Annotated in this window: 14 protein-coding genes; 3 read left to right on the forward strand and 11 right to left on the reverse strand. The window is 43.2% G+C overall.

Annotated elements, in window-relative coordinates; translation table 11 throughout:
• The first annotated feature begins 51 nt into the window (after window positions 1–51).
• The gene (locus CK503_RS13065) at window positions 52–936 is read left to right on the forward strand and encodes a universal stress protein (protein WP_095607278.1); all 885 of its coding nucleotides are present in this window, start codon (window positions 52–54) and stop codon (window positions 934–936) included.
• 6 nt (window positions 937–942) lie between these two features.
• Window positions 943–1,983 (forward strand): endonuclease/exonuclease/phosphatase family protein, encoded by a 1,041-nt coding sequence (locus tag CK503_RS13070; protein ID WP_095607279.1) that lies wholly within the window; start codon window positions 943–945, stop codon window positions 1,981–1,983.
• A 4-nt stretch (window positions 1,984–1,987) separates the two neighbouring features.
• On the opposite strand, the gene CK503_RS13075 is transcribed toward CK503_RS13070, so the two are convergent.
• The 8 genes from CK503_RS13075 to CK503_RS13110 all read right to left on the reverse strand — a co-directional run bounded on the left by CK503_RS13075 (window position 1,988) and on the right by CK503_RS13110 (window position 14,112).
• Window positions 1,988–3,463, reverse strand: a complete 1,476-nt coding sequence (locus CK503_RS13075) for an OmpP1/FadL family transporter (RefSeq protein WP_176466314.1) — start codon at window positions 3,461–3,463, stop codon at window positions 1,988–1,990.
• A 55-nt stretch (window positions 3,464–3,518) separates the two neighbouring features.
• Window positions 3,519–4,808 (reverse strand): hypothetical protein, encoded by a 1,290-nt coding sequence (locus tag CK503_RS13080; protein ID WP_141239937.1) that lies wholly within the window; start codon window positions 4,806–4,808, stop codon window positions 3,519–3,521.
• A gap of 112 nt (window positions 4,809–4,920) precedes the next feature.
• Window positions 4,921–5,556, reverse strand: coding sequence for a response regulator (locus tag CK503_RS13085; protein ID WP_095607282.1), 636 nt, complete (start codon window positions 5,554–5,556; stop codon window positions 4,921–4,923).
• Between the two features lie 39 nt (window positions 5,557–5,595).
• Window positions 5,596–8,457, reverse strand: a complete 2,862-nt coding sequence (locus tag CK503_RS13090) for a ligand-binding sensor domain-containing protein (protein WP_095607283.1) — start codon at window positions 8,455–8,457, stop codon at window positions 5,596–5,598.
• Between the two features lie 125 nt (window positions 8,458–8,582).
• Window positions 8,583–9,437 carry a sigma-70 family RNA polymerase sigma factor gene (locus CK503_RS13095; protein ID WP_095607284.1) on the reverse strand — a complete coding sequence of 285 codons (855 nt, stop codon included), beginning with the start codon at window positions 9,435–9,437 and terminating at the stop codon, window positions 8,583–8,585.
• 173 nt (window positions 9,438–9,610) lie between these two features.
• A complete protein-coding gene (locus CK503_RS13100; protein ID WP_095607285.1) occupies window positions 9,611–10,792 on the reverse strand; it encodes a phosphopentomutase in 1,182 nt (393 codons plus the stop codon).
• A gap of 5 nt (window positions 10,793–10,797) precedes the next feature.
• Window positions 10,798–12,309: a GAF domain-containing protein gene (locus CK503_RS13105; RefSeq protein ID WP_095607286.1), complete on the reverse strand. Its 1,512-nt coding sequence runs from the start codon at window positions 12,307–12,309 to the stop codon at window positions 10,798–10,800.
• A 6-nt stretch (window positions 12,310–12,315) separates the two neighbouring features.
• Complete coding sequence (locus CK503_RS13110; protein ID WP_095607287.1) at window positions 12,316–14,112, reverse strand: M3 family oligoendopeptidase; 1,797 nt, start codon at window positions 14,110–14,112, stop codon at window positions 12,316–12,318.
• A 220-nt stretch (window positions 14,113–14,332) separates the two neighbouring features.
• Between CK503_RS13110 and CK503_RS13115 the strand changes: the two genes are divergently transcribed.
• Window positions 14,333–17,992 carry a multifunctional oxoglutarate decarboxylase/oxoglutarate dehydrogenase thiamine pyrophosphate-binding subunit/dihydrolipoyllysine-residue succinyltransferase subunit gene (locus CK503_RS13115; protein WP_095607288.1) on the forward strand — a complete coding sequence of 1,220 codons (3,660 nt, stop codon included), beginning with the start codon at window positions 14,333–14,335 and terminating at the stop codon, window positions 17,990–17,992.
• Window positions 17,993–18,186: 194 nt separating this feature from the next.
• On the opposite strand, the gene CK503_RS13120 is transcribed toward CK503_RS13115, so the two are convergent.
• The 3 genes from CK503_RS13120 to CK503_RS13130 form a co-directional block, all read right to left on the reverse strand.
• Window positions 18,187–19,629: a sugar porter family MFS transporter gene (locus tag CK503_RS13120; protein ID WP_095607289.1), complete on the reverse strand. Its 1,443-nt coding sequence runs from the start codon at window positions 19,627–19,629 to the stop codon at window positions 18,187–18,189.
• A 37-nt stretch (window positions 19,630–19,666) separates the two neighbouring features.
• Window positions 19,667–20,527 carry a glycoside hydrolase family 16 protein gene (locus CK503_RS13125; RefSeq protein WP_095607290.1) on the reverse strand — a complete coding sequence of 287 codons (861 nt, stop codon included), beginning with the start codon at window positions 20,525–20,527 and terminating at the stop codon, window positions 19,667–19,669.
• A gap of 133 nt (window positions 20,528–20,660) precedes the next feature.
• On the reverse strand, window positions 20,661–22,265 hold the full coding sequence (locus CK503_RS13130; RefSeq protein ID WP_217988418.1) for a RagB/SusD family nutrient uptake outer membrane protein: 1,605 nt from the start codon (window positions 22,263–22,265) through the stop codon (window positions 20,661–20,663).
• Between the last annotated feature and the right edge of the window lie 4 nt (window positions 22,266–22,269).

The following is a 22,269-nucleotide window of genomic DNA, read 5'->3' on the forward strand; positions in this document are numbered from 1 at the left end:
AAAAAGATATTTTTGTATTATAAATTCAGCTTTTAATCAAATACTACCATCATGGAAAACATTAAAATACTTGTCCCGCTCGACTTTTCTGACCTTGGATCCAAAGCACTCCATTCCGCCGAAAAGCTGGCTAAATTATTCAATGGAAGTGTCACCCCTTTTCACTCTTATTTACCACTTAATGAGGTTGACGGCGGTCCTTACATGTTTGGAATGGGGACTTCTACGATGGAAGATTTTGATGAAATTGAGGAAGCACTCCACGAACGACTTTCTGAACTGGCCAACGAAGAAATTGACTCCTCACTGGTTACAGACCCCTTGATATCGATTGGTAATCCGGAGCAATCTATTGTGGAGGAATCCGAAGATTTTGACATGATCGTCATGACTACACACGGGCGTACGGGATTTTCTCGGTTTTTCCTCGGATCGGTATCTGAGAAAGTACTCAGAATGTCGAATGTTCCCGTTTTAATTGTCAACGAAGAACGTGAGCTTACCAACTTAGACCATATTATGGTGACAACCGATTTCTCGGACCACTCCAAAGAGGCCTTTCCGGTGGCGATGGAAATTGCAAAAAAAGCCAACGCCAAGCTTGAGCTGGTCAACATAATGCCGTATGATCCTCAGCATGAGGATGAACCCGATGATTCCAAGAAACAATTGCGGGAACAGCGCCTTAAGGTGTTAGCCAAAGAAGTGATGCACGAAATGGGCGACCTGCTGGAAACTAAGGTAATTGTATCAGAAGAAACTCCTCACGAGGCCATTCTTAATTATAACCTCGATAATCCGCAAGATCTTATCGTTATGTCAACGGTGGGGCGTACCGGCATCGACTACCTCATGGTGGGCAGTACTACAGCCAATGTAGCCCGGCATGTAAAAAGTCCCGTACTAAGCGTAAATCCCAAAGCAAATAATAACTAACTGTTAATGCATTTTTCGTTTCAAAAACTCTCCTATTTTCTCACTGCATTACTGCTTGTGTTAGCAGCCTGTGGTACGCCTTATCAACCGGAAGAAGACCCCGACGAGGAGCAGGAAGAAGAACAAGGAGAACAAATTGAACAAAACGATCCTGTATCACCGGACGGCATTCTGGAAACCGTAACATGGAATATTGAATGGTATGGGGCGGAATCCAATGGGCCTTCAAACGAAATGCTTCAAACTAAAAATATTGTTGAAGTTGTAGACTCTTTAGACGCAGATCTCTACGCTTTTCAAGAAGTTGCGAATCAAGATGCTTTAAATGACATCGTTAAATACATGAACGGATACAGAGGTTTTACAGCCAGCCATGTTCCGAGAGACCAAAAAATGGCCTTCGTTTACAACACAAATACTATTGATTCTCTTGAGACAGGATCAATCAGTGACGTCAAGGAAGAATACCAAAATGATTGGGACTACTATTGGGCCAGTGGACGTACTCCCCTGTTTTTTCGCTTTAATTACACCTATGAAAACGTGACACAGAAATTCTATGCCGTTGTAATCCACGGTAAAGCAAACACAAGCAATTATGCTGAATCCTATGAACGCCGGCAAAAAGCCGCTGAGGGACTTTATTACTTCTTAAAAGATAATAAACCGGATGCCAATATTATTCTTTTAGGGGATTACAACGATGATGTTGATAAGTCGATTTATTATGAAGAGCAAAACGGAGACAACGTCTATCAGGAAACACCTTACGACGAATTTGTTGAAGACACTGATAATTTTGATGTAATAACAGAAGTTCTTTCAAAAGCAGATGAGACAGCCTCAGTACCTGAAGAGTATACAGATCTCATTGATCATATTACGATTAGTGATGAGCTATTTGATGAGCATGTGCAAAATAGTACGCTCATTCATGATCCCAGACCATATATTAATAACTATGGCAGTACCACTTCAGATCACCTTCCGGTCTGGGCTAAATTCAATATTACGACTACTTCAAAGTCACTGGCTAACAGCCAATAAATCTTTACAGCGTCATTCTAAGACCAGTCATTATATTAAGGCGGGTCACTTGCTCATCAACCACTTCGGTGACATCAGGCGTAGAATAGAGGGCGTTTTGATCATCCCAGAAGCTGTATTGAAGACCAAAATCAAAAGTAAGACCTTTGGTTAAAACGGCACTGAATCCCCCGCTGATAAATTGGCGATCACTGTTGATGCCATCCTGTGGACTGGGGAAATAAGCATATCCCCCACGAGCTGTAAAATTATCGTTGGCTTTATATTCTAATCCACCCCTCAGATTTATAGCATCACTCAATGCGGACTTCACTTCGGAGTTTATATCATTCTCTTGGGGATTTAAATTGATCTCATCAAAATCGATTTTCGCATCCGAATAGGAAATAGCTTCAGCCGATCCCGAGAGCGTAAGCTTGGGTATACCTGAAAAGGTTACCCCTGCTTTAATCCGCTGCGGCCGTGTTATTGTATATGAAAATGTACCGGGTGCCTCATCAGAAAATTGGACGGTATTATCGAAAGTTGTCGTGATTTTAGTATTAAACTCTTCATCAATGAACAGTTTCGAGGGAAACTCATAGCTGACACCTAATTTAAAGTCGGACATAGGCTCGTAGATAATTCCAAGGCGGGCACTAAATGCCTGAATTTCGGCATCGATTCTATCAACGCTTAAAATATTATCAATATCTGTATCAGGGTTACCATCCCCATCGGAATCAATAAAATCGGCGTTGTAATCATCCTGCCGATCTGATTCCAAGAACTCCCTTCTATAGGTGTACGTGCCGTTATAGTACCCAAACGAGCCGCCGATAAATAGGTTTTCAATAAACTCAGTCGCCATAAAAATAGAATACTCCCCCGTTTTACCTCGCTCAGTCATTTCAATATCCTGATTGATTCCCGGGAATTGTGAGAATCCAATGCGGAAAATCGAAGAGGTCTCAGCAAAAGAACTGTCGGTCGTCGCAAAATCGACGGCATAGGTATCAAAAGCAGCAAAAAACAAACTGTCATCACTGGTCGTATTATAGAAATCAGTGATGGTAGAACCGTCATTTCTTCCCGAAGCCGAAAGTGCCCGATTAAAATCGGTCGTTTGACTATATCCTCCTCCCACTACCAGACTACCTCGCGTGGTAGGCACTTTATACACCAAACCAAGGTCGCCAATACCTGTTTGATTATCGGAGTAGTTAGAAGTATTCCCCAAATAGGTCCCCGTTTCGTCGAGAAAGCGGCTACTTAATCCCATCGAGAGAAAGCTTTCCTCAAACAGTGCCATCGAGGCCGGATTTTCCTGATAGGCACCGAATCCAGTGGCATTACTAACCCCCGGCATCACTATACTAATGGGATCGTACGAGGGATACTCCAGGCTATATCGCAGTACATCATCCGCGCTCTGGGCTTTAAGTTGAATAGTAGAAATAACGAACACACCAATGAGTAACAAAATACTTTTTTTAGACATACTTCTGTCATTCATGAATTAAAAATGATTGCGTAGGAATGTGGCGCATTAACTATTAATTGCCACGGCTTCTGTCCGAGCTCGATGAACTGCCATTATCGCTTCGACTTCGGGACGAAGAACTACTACTGCCCCGTGAACGTGAATTACTGGATGATGATTTACTTCTTGTCACCGAACTGCGATTGTTACTACTCGAACTACGATTTATAGCCGACCTGTTTGTCGATGGGTAACTGCTTCTGGTACGTAATGTTCGTCCATTATTCCCATTCGAAAAGCTGCTGGTTCCTTGTTCAAAAAAGTTCTTCATCCGGTTAAAAAATGTTGTTCTCTCCCTGTTACTATTTGACTGAGATCGGTTTATGATACTATTTCTATTATTGCTGTTTCGAGCCCGAATCTGTTCCAACTGTTTTTCATCAATAACAAGCGGTAGCTCGTCACCTCTGCGATAGTCATAACGATCTACCCGACTGTTATTAATTTGACCTTGCCCTCTTGTTCGACTCCGGCTTGAGGAACTACTGTCATCCCGGCTTTTCGTACGCTTCACAGTTGACCTGTCCGAAGTATCTCGAGTGCGAGTGGTACCTACCGATCGGGTGCGAACCGTTGAAGATTTTCGATTAGTCACCGCAGCACTTCGATCCCCACTAACCGCTCTGGATCTATTGCCACTTGATTCCACCCGGTTTGTGCCAATGGAACGCGGACCATAACGAACATTGCTATCCTCTCTTACTTTTTTATCGGGATAATATCCTTGTCCATATCCGGACTTTCCATAAAAATTCCCATATCCATAGGCATATCCACTGTAATATCGATGCCAATAGTAGTCATAATAGGGGCTATAGAACGGATCGTAATAACCGTAATGATACGAAGGCCATCCCCATCTTAAACTAATCGATAACCCATAATGCGGTCGATCGTACCACCGACCGTAAAAGCTGTGATAGGCCCAGCGATCATAACTAAACGGATGCCACGAATAAAAAGAACTATATCTTAAATGAGGATAAGTATTATATCCATACCAGTCATCACCGTAAAAGTTGTATACATTGCCATATTTAGTAGCATACTCGTAATCCTTATAATATACCGGGATATACTCTTTGGCTTCCGCTTGTTGATGCTCTGCCTCAGTTACATCGCCATTCGTTTGATCTTGCGAAGACTCATCTTCCTCCTCCCCACTCCAAGCATAGGTGGAAGTATCGCTTGCCTTTTTCTTATCCGTAACCTTTTTCATGGTTTCACTATACTGAAGCTGAGTATAGCAACCAGTTAGGAGGAGTGACATCAGCGTAATTATCAATGCTTTAAACAGTTTCATAGCGATCTCCATATTAAATTTCAGTAGAGTAATCTGGCGTTCCAGTTATTTTCTATCACTATTTTATCAAACAATAACATGATTAACAATCACATATTCATGCGAAGGAGGTCTAAATTTCTCCCTTTAATGACTTCGCAATGACTTCCGCCTTAGAGTTAACGTGCAGCTTCTTGTAAATATTGCGGATATGTGCACGAACCGTATCTATAGAAATGTCGTAGCGGTCAGCGATCATTTTATAGCTTAATCCATCCACGAGCCCATTTACGATATCATGTTCACGGGGCGTCAGATCTGAATCGGTATTCTTTTTCGGTGCATTTTCCTGGAAATGGTTAATTACCTTGCGCGCAATCTGTGGGGACATAGGCGCGCCGCCGTCTACAAGCTTTAAAATCGACTCCTTAATTTCCGGCAACGAGGTATGTTTTAGCAAATATCCCGATGCTCCAGCCCGCAGGGCATTGAAAATTTTGTGGGAATCGTGATACACCGTTAGCATGATGATATCAACATCTTCATACTTCTCTTTAATCAGACCTATGCCTTTTATACCTGACATCCCGGGAAGTTGAATATCCATCAAAATAACATCCGGCGCAGGATGATCTTCAAGATATTCCAGCATCTCCTCAACTGAATCCACCGCAACAGGACATGACAACTCATCCTGCATATCCAGATAGCGCTGTATTAAATCCCGTATTTTTTTATTGTCCTCAACAATTCCAACTACTGGTGCCATAATACCGGAGCTTTTACATTTGAACTAAATCCGTACTAATTAATTACAATTCTCTACGATCACTTCAAAACCATTTTTATTATTAAATGTAATTTCTCCATCAATTCGTTTCGCTCTCATCTTCATATTCCTTAGTCCCTGCCCACTTTTTCGCGATCCTGAAACTTCAGTCCCATTATCTTTAATCCCCATTGTAAACCCACTACTATCAACACATAACTTTACATCTACACGATCTGCATTTGAATGCTTGGCTATATTATTTACCGCTTCCTTAAATATTAGATACAAATTTTCTTTTAATGACACATCCAATTGTCGCTGCATATCACAATCAAAATCGTAATACACCTTCCGGTCCGGTAATACATTATTCATATAATCCTGCATCCGATCTGTAAGATCTCCTATCGTATCATTACGGGCATCAATCGACCATACAATATCGTCAAGACTGGAGACTATTCTACGACTTTGTGTACCAATCTGCTTAAGGGATTCTTCCATCTTATTCGGCACATCCATTGTTTGCAGAAAGTCAGACTGTAGCGCAATTTCTGTTAGAGCCGATCCCACATCATCATGCAGATCACTGGCAATACGTACGCGCATTCGCTCCATTTCTATCATCTTTTTGACGCGGTAGTAGTTGTAAATAAACAGCATGATACCTGCCAGAGCGAAAACAACCAATACAATAAACCACCACTGCAGCCAAAATGGGGCCTGCACCGAAAAACTAATACGTGCAGCCTCGGGACTCCATCGCCCATTAAAATTTCGTGCCTTTACCTCAAAGGTATAGTCTCCGGGCATAAGTGCAGAATACCGAACCGAAGACTGAGTAGTTTCCTGCCATCCTTGATCAGAATTTTTTAATCGATAACGATATTGCATCTGATGAGGGGCCGCAAAGCTAATGCCGATAAATTCGATCGTGATATTACGATTTTCACTCCCAATATCCACAGGCTCTTTGATAGAAATACGTTCCCCGGATACGCTAACATTTTCAATATGTACCTTGGGGGCGACATTGCCAATCTTTTCTTTGGAGGGATCCAAAACGGATACCCCTCCTACCGATCCAAACCAAAGTCTTCCGCGGCTATCCTTAAATGAAGCTCCTGCATTCATTTCGTTGGAGATAAGTCCCTGATCGGTGGTAAGTAATCGAAAAATCTGGGTATCCGTATTTTCAGTTCCCGATTGATAGGCCCGGTGATCAAATCGAACAACGCCCTTATTAGTCCCGATCCAGAAAATTCCGCGCTCATCCTGTTCTATAAAATAGCAAACCTTATCAGGCAGTCCATTTTCGGGGGTTATAGCTTCAAAACCATCGCCGGTAAAGCGGGCAATACCACCAAATGTCGTCACCCATAATTCCCCGTTATCAGCAATTAATACATCCAGAATACCATTATTGGGCAACCCATCCTGCAGCGTATAATTTGTAAATGTGTTGTCTTTTAATCGGCTTACCCCTCCATAAGTGGCCGCCCAAATAGACCCGTCAGCTCCCCTTTCCAGTGCCATTACCGTATTATTAGCTAATCCGTCATCTTCGGTAAACTGGTCAAATTGTTTATCTCGATATCGAATAATTCCCTCCCCGTAGGTCCCCAATAAAATATCTGAACCATCATGAGAAGGTAAGATTGCACGAATTTTTCGATGGGGAAGCTCATGCTCGTCAAAATTATTGAATGTCTCATAATTATAGATACTAAATCCCCAACGCGTACCAACCAACAGCTGGTTCTGATCATCCGTACGCAACGTATATACCTTATTATCTACCAAACCATCTGAGGCATTGATAGTTTTAAGTGATTTTCCGTCAATTTGGGTTATGCCTCCACCGTAGGTAGAAACCCACTGATGTCCTTTGTGATCTTCAGTAATTGAGGTAACGACATTGTTGGGTAATCCATCCTCAATCGTATAATTTTCAAACTGATCCCCTAAGAAAAGGCTAATCCCTCCACCAAAGGTACCAAACCAGATATTACCCTCGGTGTCATAATACGTTGAATGGATAATATTATTCGCTAATCCCTCATCCGCCGAATAGTTTTTAAATTCCCCGGCAGAAAAATAGCTGGCCCCCTCTTCGGTTCCCAGCCATACGTTATTATTTTCGTCTGTTGATATGGATTGAATCCGATTATTGATTAAACCGTCTTGTTCAGTAAAACAGCTGATTTCTTCTTCGAATATCCTGCAGAGACCACCTCGGCTGGCAATCCAAAGTTCTCCACTTTCAGTTAATGCAAGATCCCGAAGTCGATTGTCGGGCAATCCATGTCGGGTCGTATAGGTTCTAAAGTTCCCGTCCTCCAGCTTCGTGAGTCCCTCACGGGTAGCAAACCAAATAACCCCATTGTTATCCTCCAGAACATCCCGCACCCGATTACTGCCCATTCCATGTACTTCTCGATACTGCGTAAGCTGTTGATTGCGATTCCAATGCCAAACCCCTTCGCCATCCGTTGTAAACCAAAACTCATTTCTGCTGTCATTATAAATCGATAAAATGGAACTGGAGACCAGTGGCTGCAGCACCGGGATGGTATAAATACTATCTTCTCTCATGACGTTAACACCACCTTCAGTTCCTATCCACAGCTGATTATCTCTATCCGCATAAAGCGACTGTATCTCGTTATTGAGTAAGCCATCCTCAACGTAATAGTTTTTAAATCTAACGCCGTCAAAACGGTTTAAGCCATAGCCGGTACCAACCCAAAGATATCCGTCTTTATCTTGGCTAATCGTGTTAACGACCGCTTCACTTAAACCGTTTTCAATAGAGTAGGTTCGAAAAGGATATGTTTGCGCCTCCACTGCAGCGGCTGTAAAAAGAAGTAGTAAGAATAAGCTGATTCCTTTCTTCATAATTATAAAAACGAAACGGCTGGAAGAATATTTAATAGCTACCCCCTATTCTATCAAAAGTTTAGACAAATAAAAAAGCCCCGAAAATCGGGGCTTTAAAATACTTAAATATATTTGTGCGGATATTATCCTAAATAAGCACGCAATGCGGCACTTCTGTTATGGTGACGCAACTTGCGGAGTGCTTTCTCTTTAATCTGACGAACACGTTCACGCGTCAAATCAAAACGCTCACCAATTTCTTCGAGCGTCAGCGAGTGTTCGCGACCAATGCCAAAATAAAGTCGGATAACCTCAGCTTCTCGGTTGGTCAGCTTTGAAAGTGCTCGCTCAATTTCAACTTTGAGTGATTCACCCATCAGATCCGTATCAGGATCGGGGGTTTCTTCATTTTCAAGCACATCGAGCAGACGATTATCTTCGCCCTGAGCAAAAGGAGCATCCACGGAAAGGTGTCGGCCGGAAATTTTAAGCGTATCGGCCACTTCCGAAACCGTCATATCAAGACTTTCAGCAAGTTCGGCGGCAGAAGGAACACGTTCATACTCTTGCTCCAGCTTGGAAAGCTCTTTACCAATTTTATTAAGTGCTCCAACGCGGTTCAAAGGCAAACGTACAATACGACTTTGCTCGGCCAATGCCTGCAAAATAGACTGACGAATCCACCAAACGGCGTACGAAATAAACTTAAAGCCACGTGTTTCATCAAAACGTTTAGCGGCTTTAATCAAACCGAGATTCCCTTCATTAATAAGGTCGCCCAATGAAAGCCCTTGATTTTGATACTGCTTTGCAACAGAAACAACAAAACGAAGGTTTGCTTTCGTTAAATCTTCAAGCGCCTTTTGACTGCCTTTTTGAATTTCTTTGGCAAGCCTGACCTCGTCTTCAGGAGTAATAAGCTTTTCCTTTCCTATCTCCTGTAAATAACGGTCGAGAGATTCTGATTCTCGAGTAGAAATACCTGAACTTCTAGCCACGGGATATGATGGGTTAAATTAGGATTTATTAGCGATGATTTGATCTGCTGCTAAAGATCACTTCGATAAGACAATCAAGTTAAATGGGATAATACAACGACAAAGTTGGATATATGTTGTCTATTCTCGATCTCTATAATATAAGACTTTAAAATACAAATTTCGAACCAATTTTAACGGCTTTTCTCACTGTTATTCAACATTGATCTGCCTGGAAATGTTTCCGAAATACCGAAAAAATCAGCAGCAGTACTTGCTATATCACTGAACGTCTCACGAGTCCCAAGATTAACACGTTCAGCCTTGTCAGATGGACATAATAACAGGGGTACAAACTCTCGGCTGTGATCGGTACTTTCGGATGTAGGATCGTTACCGTGATCACCGGTAATGATCAAGATATCGTCGTCATCCAGCTTACTTACGATCGCCGGTATCGCCCGGTCAAATTCCTGCAGGCATTCTGCAAATCCCTGGGGATCAAGCCGATGGCCATATTTTTGATCCGTATCAATCAAGTTTACAAATACAAAACTATCTTCCGCAGCCGACATCAGGCTTAGCAGTTGAGAAATTCCCTCGGCATTGCTTTTTGTGCGCCGGAATTGGGTAAAATACTCTTCGGTAAAAAGATCAACTACTTTACCAATAGAATAGGTTTTAGTCCCCTGTTGCTTTAACAAATTAATGACATTGTGCTCGGGCGGTTGCATCGAATAATCATGACGCTTATCGGAAATACGCTCAAAATTCCCCGGCTCCCCTGTAAATGGGCGTGCGATAACTCGTCCCACCCCGTGCTCATCCTGCAACACTTCTTTGCGTGCAAATTCACACCATTCGTAAAGTTTATCCAAGGGAATTACATCCACATGCGCGGCCACCTGAAATACACTGTCGGCCGAGGTATACACAATAGGATGCCCGGTTTCCATATGCTCCTCACCGTAATCGGCAATAACCTCGGTGCCAGAATACGGTTTATTTACCAATACCTTTTCAACGTCGATCCCCTCACAAAACTCATCAATAACTTCTTTGGGAAAACCATCGGGATAGGTAGGAAAAGGCCTATTAAGCGGTATACCCGCAATTTCCCAGTGTCCCGTTGTAGAATCTTTTCCGGCCGATTGCTCTCGCATTTTCCCATAAGCACAAATAGGCTCCGATTCTACAGCGACTGATGCCAATGGAATAATATTGCCCAACCCCATTCGCTGCAAATTTGGCAATTTAACTTCTGTTTCTTCACACACATGGCCCAGCGTATTTTCATCTTCATCTCCATATTCAGAGGCATCATCTTGTGCCCCAACGCCAAGACCATCAACAACAATTACATAACAATTTCCCATAAACGTTATACCGCTTCGTTTTTATTGGATTTCAAAGCCTGTGATAAAGCCGATTTGGCATTTTTTAATACCTGATAACTATCCGTATAGTCACTGTCTAAACGCACAAACCCCACTTTTATACCCGTTTCGATATGGATACCGTTTGAAAGTTCAAACGAATTGTTAAATTTCTTTTTAACGGATTTACTCCAATTTTTTACGGCATCCTCGTCCTTGCTCTGGATTAAAAAGGAATACACATAGTCAGAATTATATCCCAAAATACCGTTATAACCGAACTGGCTCGGATTAAATGATGCAATCAAATCCTTCTGCATCTGATCCAACTGATCCATTCGCAACTTAGTACGCAGCTCAGGAAGGTTAGAAAGTGTCACCAATCCAAACCAGCTTTTCTGCGCACCCGGATCAGGATTCAGTCGCCGTAACTCCGAATTAACCGTTTGCTCCCACAGCTCCGGCAAATAAGCCTCATACTGGTTTGCAAAAACAGAGCTGTCAACATCCAGCTTGGGATTATTTGAGAGCATCTGTAATCCCGCTATACGCACCAGGTTTATTAACTTGTGTTTTGTCGATTCCTTAAAAATCAGGGGGTTTTTATCGTACACCAGCACCACCCCCTGACGACGATCTTTCATCATCAGCGGAATAGCAATAGTAGCCCCCTCTGAATGCCGTTCCCTTGGCGAAAGCCGCTTGGGATTATTATTAAAATGGATGGCAAATTCAGCCTCACCCTGCTCGGCAGCCTCATAAGCCAGCGACCGCTCCTCCATTTTCATCCCGATAGGCGGTGCATATTTGGCTTCATCAGCATTTAGCACATTATACCAGTTGTCCATTCCCCGAGTGATAAACGAGACCCCGCCGTCATACAAAAACGATTGAATGGTATTCAAGAGCTTCTTAATCAACTCTGTGCGGTGACAGTGAATCTCTAATCCGGAAATAGATTCCTCGTAATTAATCCACTCATCCTCCTGCTCATAAAGATCACTGATTTCCAAATAGGTATTCAGCACATTGCGCAGTGCGTTGATATACGAATAAATGACATCACTCTTATTTTCGGTAAAGATGTGATCTCGCGATTCCAACACCGTTATGGCTACCGTTTCCCCGTTATTTACAAATGGAAGCAAGGTAATATACTTGACCGGAACTTCACTGTAGTAATGATTTAATGCGGAAGCGGGGATATCTTCGCCAATCTCAATTGCAGTAGGCTCATCCAGATCTTTAAACTCATCCAGAAAATGTTTATCAAAACTGATGCGATCTTTAAACATCACATTATCAAACACCGTGGATTTCGTCTCCATCACAAACTGCTCCCGCGAGCGATTCACCCAGTACATATATACCGTTTCCATCTCGGAAGCACTCTGCAACATAAAAATCAGGTCATTCAGCACCTGCTTAAATTCACGCAGTGCTTTTTCCTGACGCTTTTGTCCCATTAATTCGGCATTTGATCGCTCCTTTTCCCGTGCCGTTGCGTAATTATCCATCCCCTGTTAATTTATCTTTTTTGCCAGTTCTTCTGCCTGTTTAATCATCTCCTCAATAGCTGTAAGACCGTTATCCCAAAAATCCGGTTGTGTAATATCCAAACCCAAATTGCCCACAATATTTTCCGGCCAATCGGACCCACCCGCGCGCAGCATTTCAATATATTTATCTGAAAATCCATTTTTCGAACGCCTATACTGTTGATAAAGCGCAAGCACCAGCAGTTCACCAAAGGCATAAGCATACACGTACCCCGGCGTATGCAAAAAGTGCGGGATGTAGCTCCACCAAAGATTGTATTCCTCCGTAAGAGTTACAGAATCACCATAGACCGCTTCCTGCGTTTCGCGCCATAATGTAGAAAAATCCTCGGTAGTAAGTTCTCCTTTCTCGCGCCGGTGTGTATGTATCGCATGTTCAAAACGATTCATCGAAACCTGCCGAAAGACCGTTGCAATAGTGTCATCAATTTTACCAATCAGTAGTGCCAGTTTCTCTTTGGGATCATCCAGCTCACCCATCAATTTTTGAAATACCAGCATTTCGCCAAATACGGAAGCCGTTTCGGCGGTCGTCAGTGGCGTGTCTGCCTGCAGAGCCCCCTGCTCTCTGGATAAATACTGATGAACGCCATGTCCCAACTCATGAGCCAACGTCTGTACGTCCCGGACTTTTCCGTCAAAATTCATAAATACATAGGGATGCACCGACGGAACGGTACTGGCCGAGTAGGCTCCTCCCCTCTTGCCGGGTTTCATTGCTGCATCAATCCAATTGTTATCAAAAAATTTACCGGTGACCGTTCCCATTTCAGGATGGAAATCGGTATATGAATCCATCACCATTTCCCGGGCTTCATTCCAGCTTATTTTCTTCTCACTTTCTAACAACGGTGCATAACGATCATAGTCATAAAGCTTATCATAACCCAATAAGCTACGTTTTAGATCATAAAAACGGTGCACCAGATTGTAGCTGTCCGTTACCGAATTGATTAAAACATCCACCGTTTTATCGTCAATTTCGTTGGCCAAATTTCGGGATGAAATCCAGCTGTCGTAGCCGCGGAGTTTATCGTCGGTATGCTTATCGGCCAGCAGTGTATTAAAAATAAACGTCATCGTACGGCTGTGATCCCCGAACGTCTCTGTCAGCGATGCATGTGCACGCTTTCGCAGGTCACGATCCGGTTCATGAAGCTTGCTCAATACTTCCTGCTGTGTTAGTTCTTCACCGTCGAGCTCAAAACGGGCCGCCCCCATAGTTTCATCAAAATAGCGATTCCACGCACTGCGTCCGGTTACTTTCTTGGCGGATAATATCTGCTCTTCCTTTTCGCTCAGTACATGATCTTTGTATTGGCGGGAGGTTTCCAGATAGTGCTTGTACTTTTCCAACTCATCACTTTCGATCAGCTTCCGGGCCTTTTCATCATCCACAGCCAACCACTCCACATCAAAAAACACCAGCTTCTGATGGATCTCGGAAGAAAGCTCATTTGCTTCCTGCATCAGCTTGCCATATTCAGCCTTGTTGGTATTGGTCGACCAGATAAGATGTGCATATGAACCGATCTTACCAATCGTTTCAATCAGCTCTTCGTAATCTTGAAGAGCCTGCTTCATACTTTCTTCATCAAGATCGGCTACGTTTCCTTTATACGTTGATGCAAATTCCTCAGCCTGCTCAGCGACTTTTTTCTTGTCGTTTTCAAGAGCGGGATCATCAATAGAATTATAGAGGTCAGAAAGATCCCATCGCACATTTTCTGCCCCTGTTTTTTCTTTCACTTTATCACTCATAAATTTCTTGAAACCTACTTTATCCAATCATTGTTGGGATATCAAAATAAGCAGAATAAAGGCAAAAATTATCTCTGCTCAAGAATCGTAATTTAATATAACAATGATTAACTTTACGCTTGATTGTTTATGGTTTAAAGAAACCAAAAATAACACTCAATATTAACTCTTGCAGACGTTTATTTACTAATAATTTAAACCCACTCAATAAGACCATATTTTGAAGTCGCTCGAAGCTGTTTTCGGACCTAATTCCGCACTTGTTGAAGAACTTTTTAATCAATACCAAGAAGATCCCTCTTCTGTTCCCAATCACTGGCGTCAATATTTTGACGAAATTGAAGGTGTGGAACAGGCAGAAGATCTGAAATCTGAGGCAGGGAAAACCGGTAACGGTTCACCCGCTACCCAAACTGCTCCCTCGAAAGCTCAGAATCAGAAAAAAACTAAGAAAACTCCTCAGCAGAAAGACGATAGCAATGCTGATATCCCTTCAGGAGCTACACTTGAAAAAATAAAGGGCGTGTCCAGCAAGATCGTCCAGAACATGGATGAAAGTCTGGAAGTACCTACCGCTACCTCAGTGCGATCACTTCCGATGAAGATGCTTATTGAAGACCGGGCTATCATCAACCGGCATCTAAAGCAGCGCAATGAGCCCAAATCTTCGTTTACGCACTATATTGCATGGGCCATTATCAAAGCGCTGGAAGAATATCCCAACATGAACAACTCCTTCATCTATAAAGATGGAGAGCCCTATAAAGTTATTCCGGATCAAGTCAATTTGGGACTGGCTATCGACGTACAAAATAAGGATGGCTCTCGAAACCTGTTGGTGCCCAATATTAAGGGCGTTGACAAGATGAACTTCAAGGAATTCCTCTACGCTTATTCGGATCTTATTGACAAAGCTCGCAATGGCAATCTCGAAATTTCTGATTTCCAGGGTACCACTCTTACACTCACTAATCCCGGTATGATCGGAACCGTACAATCGGTACCCCGCCTGATGAAAACACAGGGTGCTATCATTGCTACCGGGGCGATCGATTATCCGGCGGAGTATCAATCGATGTCGCAAGAAGTGCTCAACAAGCTGGGCATCAGTAAAGTGATGAATATGACTTCGACCTATGACCACCGGGTTATTCAAGGAGCTGAATCTGGTGCGTTTCTCAAGAAAGTCCATAGTTTGTTAAATGGCGAAGAGGATTTCTACAGTGATATTTTTGAGGATCTTGAAATTCCCTATGATCCCCTTCCTTTTGGCGCCGATAACTATGTAGGCCAGCTGGATGGCAGCGGAGCTACGCTGGAGCAAAACAAGCGCGCCATTAATGTAATGCGACTGATCAATATGTATCGCACGCGTGGACATGTGCTTGCTGATCTCGATCCGTTGAGTGACGAACCCGGGCAAAGTCCGGAGCTGGATCTTAGCTATTACGATCTCACACTTTGGGACCTGGATCGCGAATTTTATTGCGGTGGTCTTGGCGGCAATGAAAAAGCGACGCTGCGCGAAATCATCACCTTACTGCGCGAAACTTATTGCGGAAAGATGGGTGCTGAATTTATGCACCTTCTTGATCTGGATGAACGCAAGTGGTTGCGCGAACGAATGGAGTCAACCACTAACACCCCTGATCTGACCAAAGGTCAGAAAAAAGAAATTTTACACAAGCTCAATCAGGCTATGGCCTTTGAGCAGTTCCTCCATAAAAAGTATATCGGGCACAAGCGATTCTCGCTTGAAGGTGCTGATACGCTGATCCCGATGATGCATCACATGCTCGAAAAAGCAGGCGAAGATCAGGTTGAAAAAATATTTATGGGTATGGCTCACCGGGGACGGTTGAACATCCTCGTAAATATCATGAACAAACCGTATCGCAAGGTCTTTGCTGATTTTGAAGGAAACCTCGATCCCGATAGTATTCAAGGTTCCGGTGATGTTAAATATCACTTGGGATCGAAAGGAACATACGAAACTAATTCAGGTGAAGAAGTAGAAATTGAATTAATGCCGAATCCGAGCCACCTTGAATCGGTAAACCCCGTCGTTGAAGGTGCCACTCGTGCAACTCAAGATCACGATGGTGAAGATGCAGAGAAGAAAAACGTGCCTGTACTTATCCATGGGGATGCCGCATTTTCAGGACAGGGAGTAGTTGCTGAGACCTTAAATATGTCGCAGCTGGATGCCTATAAAACGGGCGGTACCATTCATCTCATTATCAATAATCAGATTGGATTTACTACGCTACCCGAAGACGGGCGTTCTACCGAATATGCTTCTGACCTTGCAAAAGCTATTCTTGCTCCGATTTTTCACGTCAATGGCGACAACCCCGAAGAAGCCGTTCATGCCATGCAAATGGCATTCGAGTACCGCCAGAAGTTTGGCAAGGATGTCGTTATCGATCTGATCGGCTTCCGTAAGCACGGTCACAACGAAGGCGACGAGCCGGCATTTACGCAACCGGGCATGTATAAAGAGATCGAAAATCATCCCACGGTTCGTGATATTTATACGAAAACCCTCTTGGGACGCGGTGAGTTTACCGAAGAAGAGATGCAGGAGATTTTTGATGAATTTGACGATCTGCTTCGCGAGGCTTTTGAGGATGCAAAAAATGCCTCTCCTCTCGAGGTGACTGAAGATATGATTGACCGGGATGAGCTGACCCAGGATGAATGGCCGGAATTCCCGGATACAACCTATCCTGAGGAAGAACTCAAAGATATTGCGGTTAAACTTAACACTGTTCCCAAAGATTTTGATGCCAATCCCAAGTTGCTTCGTCAACTTGCAAAACGCGCCGAAACGGTTGAAAAGAATGAGAAGAAAATCGACTGGGGTTTTGCTGAAGCTCTTGCTTTCGGATCGCTCCTCAAAGATGGAACTACTGTTCGGCTAACAGGACAAGATGCTGAGCGGGGTACTTTCTCGCATCGTCATGCTATCCTGCACGGAACGGAAACCGACCAACAGTTCATTCCACTAAATAATATTGATGATAATCAGGCGCCTTTTTATCCCTACAACAGCCTGCTCAGTGAATTTGCTGCTGTTGGATTTGAATTTGGATACAGTGCGGCCAAGCTTGATGCGCTTGTCATTTGGGAAGCCCAGTTTGGTGACTTTGCCAACGGTGCCCAAGTGGTAATGGACCAATACATATCTGCCAGTGAAGCTAAATGGGGACAAAAATCATCTCTGGTCATGACCCTCCCCCACGGATACGAGGGACAAGGGCCTGAACACTCATCGGCACGACTGGAGCGGTATCTACAGCTCTGTGCAGAAGATAACATGCAGGTTGTGAACCTTACGACTCCTGCACAATACTTCCACATCTTGCGTAAGCAAGCAAAACAGGATGATAAAAAGCCGCTTATTATCATGTCACCCAAGAGCTTATTACGTCATCCGCTGGCAACATCTAAAACGGATGATTTAGCCAAGGGACAATATCAGCCATTTATTCCCGACGAGGAAGTGGAAGACAAAAATAACATCGACCGTTTGGTTATCTGCTCCGGAAAGGTCTATTATGACTTATATAAACAACGTCAAGATGAGGAGATCGATAATGTTGCTATTACACGCTTAGAGCAATTTTATCCTTTCCCCAATCAGGACGTTAGTGATATTCTGGACGAATATAGCCATGTCGATGATATTGTCTGGTGTCAGGAAGAGCCCCGAAATATGGGAGCCTGGACATTTGTCTCAACGCGCATTATGCAGCAGCTTAAAGACGGACAGAACCTACGCTATGTGGGTCGACAAGCTTCTGCTTCTCCGGCTGCCGGACAGAAGAAAGTTCACAAAGCTGAACAAGAGAGGCTTGTTAATAAGGCTTTGAAGTAATTTTCTAACAAAATACTCAAACACTAAAAAGGGGCGTGCAATACGCCCCTTTTTTCTTATAAAAACTATTTCTGGTATCGTAGCTCCGCTGTGATGCCTTTTTTATTTTTTGAAATAAATCATCATATAACAGAGTTATGAGACAAGTTTAACGGGATAAACAAATGATATGTATATATCAAAAAAGGAAAACCTTAATCTATAGCATTTGTTTCAAGCGGCTGCTTCCTATTCGCTCCTCCCCTTGATATATCCTCCAAACTCAATCCTTTTGTTTCATCGACAAACATGTTAACAAAAAAGTAAGCAACTACTCCAAAGAAAGCGTAGATGCCGTATGAAATACCAAGTCCAAGATTTGATAGCAGTACCGGAAAGCTGATAGTGATTATAAAATTAGCGCCCCACTGTGCCATTCCACATACGGCAAGTGCAGCGCCACGGTAATGATTAGGAAACATCTCTCCAAGCATCACCCACATAACCGGACCCCATGAAAAAGCAAAGAAAGCGATGTAAGTATTGGCAGCCAGTAAAGCAATAGTACCTTGTGTTGGACCTAACGTTAGCGAATCCGGTCCGCCACCTGGTGCAATACTAAATACATAAGCCATTACACCAAGCATTACAGCTTGACCTAATGATCCGACCAATAAAAGCGGTTTACGCCCTACTTTATCAATCAACATAATGGCTACAAAAGTAAAGAAAATATTTACGCTTCCACTGATTACATTTTGCAGCAGTGCATCTCCCTCCGTAAATCCTGCCGACTTCCAAAGTGTAGCTCCATAATAAAAAATGACATTAATACCCGTGAACTGCTGCAATATTGCCAAGCCCAATCCAACCCAAATCAAAGGATGTATATTCCCGGTATAACTGTCAAAAATGTTCCTGAATTTGGGTTTTATTCCCTCTTGCAGGGTTGATTCAATATCAGCAACTTTTTCCCTAATATTGATTGAAGGCAAGATTCCCTTAAGCACTTGACCGGCCTCATCAACTCTTCCAGCCGCTACTAAATACCGTGGGGATTCAGGGATCGCCAATAAAGAAAAGAAAAATACAGAAGCAGGAATTATCTCGGCCCAGAACATCCATCTCCACGTTTGAAACCCACCCCACAAGACCTCTGTCGCCCCACCGGATAATCCGGCTAACCAGTAGTTACTCATAAACGCCATGAATAATCCTATCACAATCATCAGCTGTTGTAAGGTAGCCAGCCGTCCACGTACTTTTGAAGGAGCAATTTCACTAATGTAGGCTGGTGCAAGAATACTGGCAGCTCCCATAGCCATCCCACCGATAATACGATAAATGACAAATTCCAATGATCCGGATGAAATTCCAGATCCCCAAGCGCTACAAATAAATGCCACCGCCGTGGCAATCATTATGGGCTTACGACCAAACCTGTCAGCAAGAGTCCCCGCAAAGAAAGCTCCCACCATGCTTCCCAACAGCACCGATGCTACATTAAATCCTGTTCCCGCAGAGTCAGAATTAAAAGCCAATTGAAGGGCATCAACAGTTCCATTGATCACTCCACTATCAAACCCAAATAAAAAACCTCCCAATGCTGCCGCAGTAGATAAAAGAATTACGCGGGATAGATTATAGTTTGTAGCCATCTAAATTTTACGTCTGAATTTAAAAAATGTCGATTTTTTAGTTGGCATACACTCGTATGTACTCAACTTCCATCCGAGCTTCGGTAAGATCGGGGTCGATGCCATTTTTCAAGCCTCCGGTTTCATACTGTGCATCACTTCCCCAATTACCGCCCATGGCAATATTCATAATGATGAAAAAATCATCATTAAACGGCCAGGTATCCCCATTTTTTTGGGATGGACTATAGGTATAGAAAGTCTCTCCATCTACTTTAAATATTATACTTTCAGAAGTCCACACAGCTTCGTAAATATGAAACGATTCACTAAAATCAGTAACCTCTGTTGAAGATGTATTTTGCGTATTGCCATAACTTGCGGGAGTATGCAAAGAACTGTGGACAAGACCAGGATTTTTTCCAACATGCTCCATGATATCGATCTCTCCACTTGCAGGCCAACCGACATCTACAAAATCAGCTCCCAGCATCCAGATCGCTGGCCATGTTCCCGATCCTGCGGGTAACTTAACTTTTGCTTTGACCGTTACGTGCTTAAATGATCGTTTACCCTGGGTTTTAATTCGTGCAGACGTCCACTCTCCGTCTTCCTTTAATGCTTCAATAATCAGTTTACCATCCTCGACTCGTACATTTTTTTGTTCATCTGTGTAATATTGCACTTCATTATTTCCCCAGCCATTATCTCCGTGGCCTATATCATATGTCCAATTTTCTTCATTAGGAGCTCCACCTTCTTCAAACTCATCCGCCCAGATAAGAGTACCCGCTTCAGTTGTATCTTCGGGCTCCTCATCAAAATCGAAGTTGTAGTTATTACTATCCTTGCTACAAGACAGGGAGCATATTATAACAAAGAAGATCGATACGTACTTTATGACCCGCAAAAACAACATTTGCAAAGTGGCTTTTTATATAAAAAATAAGGGATAAGCTGCACCTTTTAAGGGATCATAGATCCTATTTAAAAAATGGGAGGTGCAACTCATCCCCTGTATAAGTAAAAATTAATTTTGAGTGATCTGTGGCCTAACCGCCGCCCCAACCAGGATTATTTTCAGTAATTTCGCTATTTCGTCTTACCTCATCAGCAGGAATGGGAAACAACTCATGTTTTCCGGATTGGAATCCTAAACTACCCAACTCCGAAGCAGCATCGCCCCAGCGGATCAGATCGAGATAGCGAACCCCTTCAAATGCCAGTTCAAGTTGTCGCTCTTCTTTAATATCATCCATTAGCGCCTGCCCTGATGTAGTAACCGGTGGCAAGTCAGCCCGATCACGCACTTTATTGAGTTCAGTACGGGCATCGCTGTCGGTATAATCAGAGCTGTGATGATACGCTTCGGCCGCCATCAAGAGTACATCCGCATAACGGATAAGGCGAATATTTGTACCATAATTCAATGCTGGTACCGCTCCGTCTTCAGAGCTGGTCTCACCTGCCAGCGAACCATACTTGAGCCGAACATATCCCTCATAATCATACGGATCACCCGTAATAGTATCCCCTGTTCTGTTTTCCAACTCTTGTTCAGAGAGCAGGCTATTAACTCGGCGTGTACTGTCATTGGAATTTACAAAAGCGTTGTACAGATCCTCCGTGGGGTATAAAAATCCCCAACCGCCCTGCAAACCGGTTCCATCATTGTCATTATAATTATCGGTACGGGGACCTGCTAACTGCCAGTGAATATTATTTTCCTGAATACGAGAACCCCAAGGAAAGTTGCCCCAGTTATATCCTTGATCTTTCACATAAACAATCTCAAATACCGACTCCACCCCGAGCTCGGTTTCTTCGCGAAAGACTTTGCTGTAGTCAGACACCAAGTCGTATTCCATCGAAGTAATAACATTATCAAATTGAGCAGCGGCCTCGTTATACTCTTCCTGATATAAATGGGCCTTACCCAATAATGCTTGAGCCGCTCCTTTTGATGCTCGGAACTTGTCGGCTTGGCCATACTCACTCTTTAACGGTAATTCACTAATCGCTTCCGTGAGGTCTGTTTCGATCTGGGCGTACACCTCGCTGGCCGGCGTACGGGACTGAGAATATTCACTGGGGGCCAACTCTTTAAGGTTCAATGGAACATCCCCAAACATAGAAACCAGTTCAAAATAGAAGAAGGCACGTAGAAACTTTGCCTCGGCAACTACTTGGTTTCGTACATCTGATGCTTCCGGATCCACATTATTGATTACCTTATTAGCCCGGTACACCCCATAATACAACGACTGATACGACGCTGTTATCGCAGGATTATCCGCCGAAAAAGTATAATCATTCAACCGTTGATAGGGCGGCTGATCACCACTTCCGTTACCTCCTGCAGTGGTTTCATTTGTGGGCAAAGTTTTCACCATATAGATGCTGTTCCAATCTTGTGCATAGGACCACTGCAATACATCATAAGTGGCCATTACCCCCTTAATGGCATCATCATCAGTATTATAAAACTGTTCTTCACCAGCTTTCCCTATTGGCTCTACCTGGAGAAACTGATCGGAACAACCCATAATCATAACCAGCATCAAGCTTACTACCGCTATAATCGAGAAGTTCAATTTTCGCATATCGTATGATTTGTTCGAATTATTCATAGTAAATGAAGTTTCTGTATTATCCATTGGT

Source organism: Fodinibius salipaludis, assembly GCF_002287075.1.
GTDB classification, from domain to species: Bacteria; Bacteroidota; Rhodothermia; order Balneolales; family Balneolaceae; genus Fodinibius; species Fodinibius salipaludis.